Annotated in this window: 7 protein-coding genes and 1 pseudogene; 4 read left to right on the top strand and 4 right to left on the bottom strand. The window is 67.2% G+C overall.

The annotated features are described in order from the left end of the window. Positions 1 to 205: 205 nt before the first annotated feature. Positions 206 to 1,585 carry a hypothetical protein gene (locus ACWFR3_RS46375; RefSeq protein ID WP_453740764.1) on the bottom strand — a complete coding sequence of 460 codons (1,380 nt, stop codon included), beginning with the start codon at positions 1,583 to 1,585 and terminating at the stop codon, positions 206 to 208. A gap of 80 nt (positions 1,586 to 1,665) precedes the next feature. Between ACWFR3_RS46375 and ACWFR3_RS46370 the strand changes: the two genes are divergently transcribed. Then, positions 1,666 to 1,866: a hypothetical protein gene (locus ACWFR3_RS46370; protein WP_453740763.1), complete on the top strand. Its 201-nt coding sequence runs from the start codon at positions 1,666 to 1,668 to the stop codon at positions 1,864 to 1,866. A gap of 14 nt (positions 1,867 to 1,880) precedes the next feature. On the opposite strand, the gene ACWFR3_RS46365 is transcribed toward ACWFR3_RS46370, so the two are convergent. Next, complete coding sequence (locus ACWFR3_RS46365; RefSeq protein WP_453740762.1) at positions 1,881 to 2,492, bottom strand: hypothetical protein; 612 nt, start codon at positions 2,490 to 2,492, stop codon at positions 1,881 to 1,883. A 209-nt stretch (positions 2,493 to 2,701) separates the two neighbouring features. Between ACWFR3_RS46365 and ACWFR3_RS46360 the strand changes: the two genes are divergently transcribed. Both ACWFR3_RS46360 and ACWFR3_RS46355 read left to right on the top strand, forming a co-directional pair. Further along, on the top strand, positions 2,702 to 2,929 hold the full coding sequence (locus tag ACWFR3_RS46360; RefSeq protein ID WP_453740761.1) for a hypothetical protein: 228 nt from the start codon (positions 2,702 to 2,704) through the stop codon (positions 2,927 to 2,929). A gap of 194 nt (positions 2,930 to 3,123) precedes the next feature. Next, a pseudogene (locus ACWFR3_RS46355) lies at positions 3,124 to 3,561 on the top strand (IS701 family transposase); the annotation flags it as partial. Here ACWFR3_RS46355 and ACWFR3_RS46350 read toward each other — a convergent pair. After that, positions 3,446 to 4,429, bottom strand: coding sequence for an ArsR/SmtB family transcription factor (locus ACWFR3_RS46350; RefSeq protein WP_453740760.1), 984 nt, complete (start codon positions 4,427 to 4,429; stop codon positions 3,446 to 3,448). The pseudogene ACWFR3_RS46355 and the gene ACWFR3_RS46350 overlap by 116 nt on opposite strands. A 517-nt stretch (positions 4,430 to 4,946) precedes the next feature. Between ACWFR3_RS46350 and ACWFR3_RS46345 the strand changes: the two genes are divergently transcribed. After that, positions 4,947 to 5,405, top strand: coding sequence for a hypothetical protein (locus tag ACWFR3_RS46345; protein WP_453740759.1), 459 nt, complete (start codon positions 4,947 to 4,949; stop codon positions 5,403 to 5,405). 96 nt (positions 5,406 to 5,501) lie between these two features. Here ACWFR3_RS46345 and ACWFR3_RS46340 read toward each other — a convergent pair whose 3' ends face one another. Continuing rightward, positions 5,502 to 5,744, bottom strand: a complete 243-nt coding sequence (locus tag ACWFR3_RS46340; RefSeq protein WP_453740758.1) for an ANTAR domain-containing protein — start codon at positions 5,742 to 5,744, stop codon at positions 5,502 to 5,504. Between the last annotated feature and the right edge of the window lie 725 nt (positions 5,745 to 6,469).

Genomic DNA, 6,469 nt, shown 5'->3' with positions numbered 1-6,469 from the left:
TTGAAACCCTCGCCCCAACCGGAAGATCACCCAGTCAAACCGAGAAACCCCAGCCCACAGCCACTACTCCTGAACAAATCCACCGACCGGCCACAGCATCCCCGCACACTGGCCGCCTCACCCAGATGAGACTGCGTCGCGAGGCGGTCCCTGCAGACTTCATGGCCCGAGCGGAGCGGGTTGTACCGGCGCCGACCGGCCTCGCTCAGGGATCGGGGAGAGTCTGGGGGTCCCCGGTGTAGGTGGAGGGGTCGGCTGGGACGATCCCGGCGCCGGCCGGGGCCGCTACGCCTCCCACGTACATGGCCCGGTAACGGTTGTACGGGTGTTCTTCCTCGCCATCGGCGGGGGCGGTCAGCCGGAACGGCTTTCCGGTGTCGCTGATCTCCTGTTTCACCGGATCACGGCCTGGGACGACGACGGTGAAGCGGAAGGTGAAGCCGCAGGTACGCTCGTTGGCCCTGACGAAAGCAGCGATCGTCTCGCTCTCCCCGTTCTTCAAGGTGACGCTCTTCCGCGCGAAGAAGGGTTCGCCTTGTTCGTCGGTGGGCTCGGGCAGCCGGTCGTCCAGGTTGAAGAACAAGGACTTCGTCTTTGTTTCACCTCCGTTGGTACCGCCGTTGAGGAAAAGCGTGCCCGTGAGCGGAGGGGTGCAGTTCTCCTTGATCAGGTCGATGTTCGTGATACGGAGCTGTTTGTCGCTGCGTCCGCTGATGGTGAGGGCAATGGTTCTGAAACTGGACGGCACCCCGCCGTTCCGGTGGAACCAATCGCCGAATTCCATACCCTTCCCGTAATCCTCGTTCTTCAGTTTCTCCACCTGCGAGGACGACAACTTCATGGTGGACGGGAAGACGTAGTCGCCCGTGCTCAGTCCGAGAAAGGACACGTCGTCGACAGACAGGGGCGGTTCGGGGTCCGGTTCCCAGAAGACGTACGCCGAACCCGCCGCCAGCACCACTACCGCGGCTGCCGCACTCAAGGCGTACGGGACACGCCTGCGCCGCACCGCCCGAGCCGCCCCGGCAGGGCTCGCTCCAGCCGAAGTCGCGGGCGGACGTCGGTACACCGGCCGCGGCCGGCCGCCGCAAACGGTGTAGCCGTCCGCCCAGCGGACGACCAAGGCCTCCCGCGTCTCCTCACCCAGGTCGTGGTGTTTGCAGTACGCCACGACCAGGAGTTCCACGTACTTCCAGTCGGGCAGCCGGCCCGCTTTACGGCCCTTTGTCTCCAGGGCGTTGAGCCACGTGCCCTTGGATGGGCCCTGCTCCAAGCCCTTGAAGCCGGGAAAATTCTTGCTTTTGACGATCTCGTTGGCGATGACCACCAGACGGTTGTACGAAGGCCCGTCGCCGCGCAGAGCGTTCAGTGCCGCGCGGAACGCCGACGGCGTCCGCTCTTCGGCGACGGTGCCCAGAAGTTCCTGCCACGTCGGTGTCTGCTCGGCCATGTCCCGCCCCCCTGTTGCGTGGTGCAGCAGTATCCCGGAACCTCCGGCCCGGTGGAGACGCTCGCGCATATCCGGTGCAGTTGCGGTCACTTCGGCTCGTCTGCCTGCGTAAACACCGGTGTCCGCAATTGACATGACCTTGTACTGGAGGTGTCCGGGCGGCCCGTCGCACGGTGTGGAGCACTCCGCACGACAACTACGAAGGACGGACTCCCATGCCTACGCCGAGCCCCGCAGTCCGGGTCATGGCCCTTGCCATCGCGGCACTGAGCGCCCTGGTCGCCACCCTGGTCGCCTTCATCGTCCTGCCGCACCTCGGCGCGAATACCCTGACCGCGACGCTGAGTTCCTGCGGCGCCTTTGCGGCCGTCAGTACGGGCACTCTGCACGTGCTGCGGGAATTCAACCTCTTCTGACACGCGGCACCCAATCAGCGGGCCACGAGGTGACCCTTCCGGTGGACCCAGGTCTCCATGGCCTTTCCGGAAGGGCAGCAGTTGGCGTCATCCGCACGATAGAAACTGTCCCTGACCGTGATCACGCCGGGTTCCATCCGTTCGACCTTCAGGAGGTTCGGTGGTTCACCGAGCCGCGGCTTACGGCTCGTCAGAGTCCCCAATAGCCTCAATTCTTGAGCGCCGCCGTCGAAAACAAGAACTCCCATCGCCCTCTGCCCAGCTGCGGTGGAGTTGTGATTAGCGCACAGCACGGGCAACGCGGCCTCGTCGCGGTCGTCGCCCGTGATGTCGCCGTAGAAAATCTCATCCGTGCCCGCGGCAACGTCCTGCGGCATGTCCGGCTCCGGCCCGTCGAAATCCGAAGGCACATTGACAGCCGCTCCGCCCTGCAGGCGGATCGCCTTTGGGGACCTGCACAACGTTCCCGGAATCTCCGCGCTCCGCCAGTCCACCGCACGCAGGTCCATCGGATCGGCTTGCGTCTCACCGCGGGAAAACAACCGCAAGGCCACAAGACAGGCGGCGGTCAGAAGGGCACACACCAGCACCATCAGCACCCCCGTCCGCCACACCGAACGGCCCACGGCCCCCACCCCCGTCCCGTCCCGCAAAAGCTGCTGACAGTGTGCCCTACCCGCCGGCACCGCGGAGGCCAATCACCCCATCCACACACAGCGGCTCCACACAACACTCGGCGGCCGGCAACGACACCAACGCCGTCACCGAGACCGGGGCCGGGCCCTTCCCCGCACGCCCGGGAAAACGCGAACCGTTCCGTGAACTGATCGCCGGGGTGGAAGCAGCACTCGATCTACGGGCACACCCGAGGGGCACACTCCCCCGCCACGCCGCCTACCTCCACCAGCGGACCGCGGGCAGGATCGGGAGCCTGACCCGGCTGATCCGCCAAGCCGCGATCACGAGCATCCTCGACGGCACCGAACGCATCACCAAAACCTGTCTGGACACCATTCGTCTCGACCACCAGGCCGAAACCCAGCACACCCCACGAGGCCGCTGAACCAGCCGCTCTGACCAGTCCAAACACCCCTGACCAGCAAAAACCAGAACATGCCATGAGACGCAGACACCCATCTGCGACAACACCCCCAATTCCCGACGAAGTTGACACAACAGCAGGCCCGACCGCTACCACCCCACCCGACACCGCCTCGACAAGTTCTCACTCAACCTGCAACACCACCAGGCCAGCCCCACCCCACACCCCAACTCCCACCAGGCCTGAATAGCGACAGAAGTGCACACCCCGCTCCTGCGGAAGGGGCGCCCACGGCCAACGTATCTATGACTGGGCCCGCATCGAGGTGCGGCCCTGGCACCGCGAGGACGCCGGCACTGGGTCCTGGCCCGCCGAAGTGTCAGCGGACCTGAGGAGATCTCTACTACATCGCCTACTGCCCGGCCGACACGACGCTGGACGAACTGATTCAGGTCGCGGGCAGTCGCTGGGCGGTCGAAGAATGCGTCCAGACCTCGAAGCAGGAGTGCAGCCTGGACGACTACCACACCCATGGATTCAGAAGCCGTCAAGGAGCTGGCGGCCCAGTGGAGTTGCGGTGTGCAGGACGTGCTTGCCATCGCGTCGGCTCACGACGAGCCCGCCCTCTCGCAGTACGGCCAATTGCTGGCTGACGCTCGGCAGGGACACGCTTGTTGCGTAGGCGAGTTCGGAAGTGGTGGCGCAGGTGAGCGCGGCGGCCTCGGACAGGAGCGCGGCGCGGGTGGGGCCCAGCAGACGGGACAGCGACGCCAGGGTAGGGGCTGGTGGCGCGGGGGTCTTGTCGACCGGATAGATCAGTACCGGTCGCAGTTGGCCGTCGGCGAGGGTAATCGGGCGGCGCCAGCAGAAGTACGAGGGGACCAGCAGCAAGCCCCGCCCATGCAGGTGCAGTTCCTGCTCGACCGGATAGTCGACCGTCAGTACGGGCGGCTCCCAAACCGCCATCGGCCGCAGACTGTTCCACAGCGCACGCATCCCACCCTCTGCCAAGGCACGAGTCCTCAGGGCCGCGTCAGCCGCGGTGGCCGCACCGATACGGTTCCACACCGGTGCAATGAACTGCCGGTGATAGGTGCTCAGATTCCTGCCCAGGGCATTGAGCGCCGTGACGTCACCACGTGCCAGCTCCGAGCTCGCCCACGGCCGTCCACCGCTTGCCGAGAGCAGGGACAGTTCGTGACGCAGTCGGCGGCGGGGCGTCGAGAGGACCCTGTCGATACCTGAGCAAAGGTCACTGGGACCGTCCTCGACGGGCGGGGTGAGAAAGTCCGGGAAGTAGGCGGCACGCGGCACCAGCGTGCGCAGCGCCGACGCCGCCACTCGGGCCGCCTCGCCCTGGCGGACCAGGCCGCCGACCGTGCGCCGCCACGGATCGAAGGCGAGGGAACCCTCACGCGTCTGGAGGCGGCACAGACTGCACACGATTTCCCACAAAGGGTCCGGGCGGCGCGCCAATCGAACGTTCTCCATGTCTGTGCCAGTGAAATGGATACGCAGCATGGTTTCCCCCCGGCGACCAAGAGTGCTTGGCGGAAATCCTTGTTGCTCACGACGTTCCGGGCAAGGACGAACTCGGCCAGGAGCCAAGTGGGCTCACCGACGAAATAGGGCCGCGCAGGCGACGAAACGCAGTGCGTAGTCGCGCAGGTCACCTCGGCACTGGCGTCGCGCCCCTGAAGTCGTCTCCCAGGAGCGGGAATGCAGGGTCCGTGCGCGGGATCCTGGACTGCCGGAGACCGTTGCCAACAAAGTCGGCGAATTCCGTCGGTTGCCCGACACAGCTGCACCTGGCGCAGACGCAGGCCGAGCTCAGAGCCCTCGCAGGTCGCCTGCCCCGTCGGCACAGCCGCTTTTACGAAGCACAGCACCAGCGAGGCTCCGGCTCCTCGACGGCTCCTGACGCCACGCGTGTGGTCACGTTTTGGCTGGAGCCAAAACGACATGCGTCCGGCGCCCGCCCAGCGCATGCTTCTGACTGCCTTCATCGGACAGCCAGCAAATAGGAGAACTCGTGATCATGAGGAAGCTCTCCAGGGGCATGACCGCCCTGGCACTCACGGCGGGCGCCCTTGCCGGCGTCGGAGCTGCCGGAGCGACACCGGCAGCGGCAGCGACAGCGGCCGGAGCAGAGCCCAAACTGCGGTTGGTCAGCGGCAACGGCGACGCCAAATTCGACTGGGCCAAGCGCTACTCGGCGTCGACCACCTGCGACCGCGGCAGGCTCTGCCTGTGGGTGCACGACCCGACCAAGGGAGACGACAAGTACTGGAAGGTGTACTCGCTCGGGAACTGTGCCCTCTACAACATGGAGAACTGGGAAGGAGGTGGCGCCTGGGCCAACAACCAGACCGGTCGCGTGAATGGCACGTTTTACACCGGCTCTAACGGCACCGGCGTCCGTGGCTACACCTCTCCCGTCCCGCCTTCGCATGGCACGTACGGATGGAGCCCCATCAACAGTGTGCGGAACTGCTGACCGGGCTTTACGACTTCGGACCACAGCGGCCCGCCCCCTTCAAGCTTCCGAGGAGGGGAGCGGGCCGAAGTGTTCCCCGGCCCGGGCAGACCCGCCTTAGATCTCCGCGACCCGCCACAGTTTGGTATTGGTGCGCTGCGAGGTCTCCACCAGCACCTGCCACGCGTGCCCGGGCCCGCAGGCACCCACCGCCATCAGCACACCGCGGGCCTGGTGGATCACCGGACGGGTTTCGAGCGCCGCGCGCAGCTGCGCGTTCTCCCGCCGCAACGCCTCCACCTGCGCCTCCTGCGAGGCCAGGCTGTTGCTGTCGTCCTCCGTGCTGCCGCCGTCCCGCACAGGCGGGGCCAGGGCAAGGGCCCGCGTGCGGGCCCGGGCGGCGGGCGTGCTCTCGCGTGCTCTTCAGCTGTGTGCGCAGCACGTTCACATCTACCTGCATAAAGAACGCCTGCCCGCCCGGCGGCATTCAAGGCAAGGTCCCCTGCTGCAGCCGCCCCACGCGGGGCGGCTGGCGGGGGACGAGCCGCCGCGCGGGGCCTGGGCCGGGGGACTCCGGCCATTGCTTCTGTCCCGCACCCGCTTCCGGATGCAGTCGGCCGGCGAAATGGGCAGGGCCGGCACCGGGCACAGCCCCCTCACGCGCGAAGCGCGCACACTCCCAGGGGCATAGGGCCGCTCACACCGCTTGCGCCCGCTCACAACCGGCCCCTCACCGGTCCGTTGCGCCGGAGAGCAGCCGGGCAGGGAGATCTCCCGGCTTCCGATCAATGCCGTCTCTTCTACCCTCGAAGGCAGGCGAGCTGGGCCAGCGCCCGCCGCCCAGCAGGCTCCCTGCCCCCGGAGCCTGCGACCCGCCGCCACCAACCAGCTGGAGCCGCATCGCCGACGACACGGCTCCAGCCGCCGCCCATCCGGCGTGACAGACAGCAGGGCAGGATGCCGCCGTCCTGCCCCACCGCCGGCCGGGCACGCGCGCGAGGTCCGATCGAGGGGGAGCCTCGGTCTCTCGCGCCCTCCGGCCGCCGCCGCACCCGCGCGGCGGCGGCCGGCCCACACCCAGACTC

Source organism: Streptomyces sp. NPDC055189 (assembly GCF_053606765.1).
The sequence above is the reverse complement of the archived record's forward strand: the minus strand, read 5'-3'. Positions and strand labels throughout refer to the sequence as shown.

Coding starts and splice junctions, on each gene's coding strand:
- ACWFR3_RS46375 (WP_453740764.1), bottom strand. CDS start 1,585: ATGTCAATTGCGGACACCGGTGTTTACGCAGGCAGACGAGCCGAAGTG.
- ACWFR3_RS46350 (WP_453740760.1), bottom strand. CDS start 4,429: ATGCTGCGTATCCATTTCACTGGCACAGACATGGAGAACGTTCGATTG.
- ACWFR3_RS46370 (WP_453740763.1), top strand. CDS start 1,666: ATGCCTACGCCGAGCCCCGCAGTCCGGGTCATGGCCCTTGCCATCGCG.
- ACWFR3_RS46345 (WP_453740759.1), top strand. CDS start 4,947: ATGAGGAAGCTCTCCAGGGGCATGACCGCCCTGGCACTCACGGCGGGC.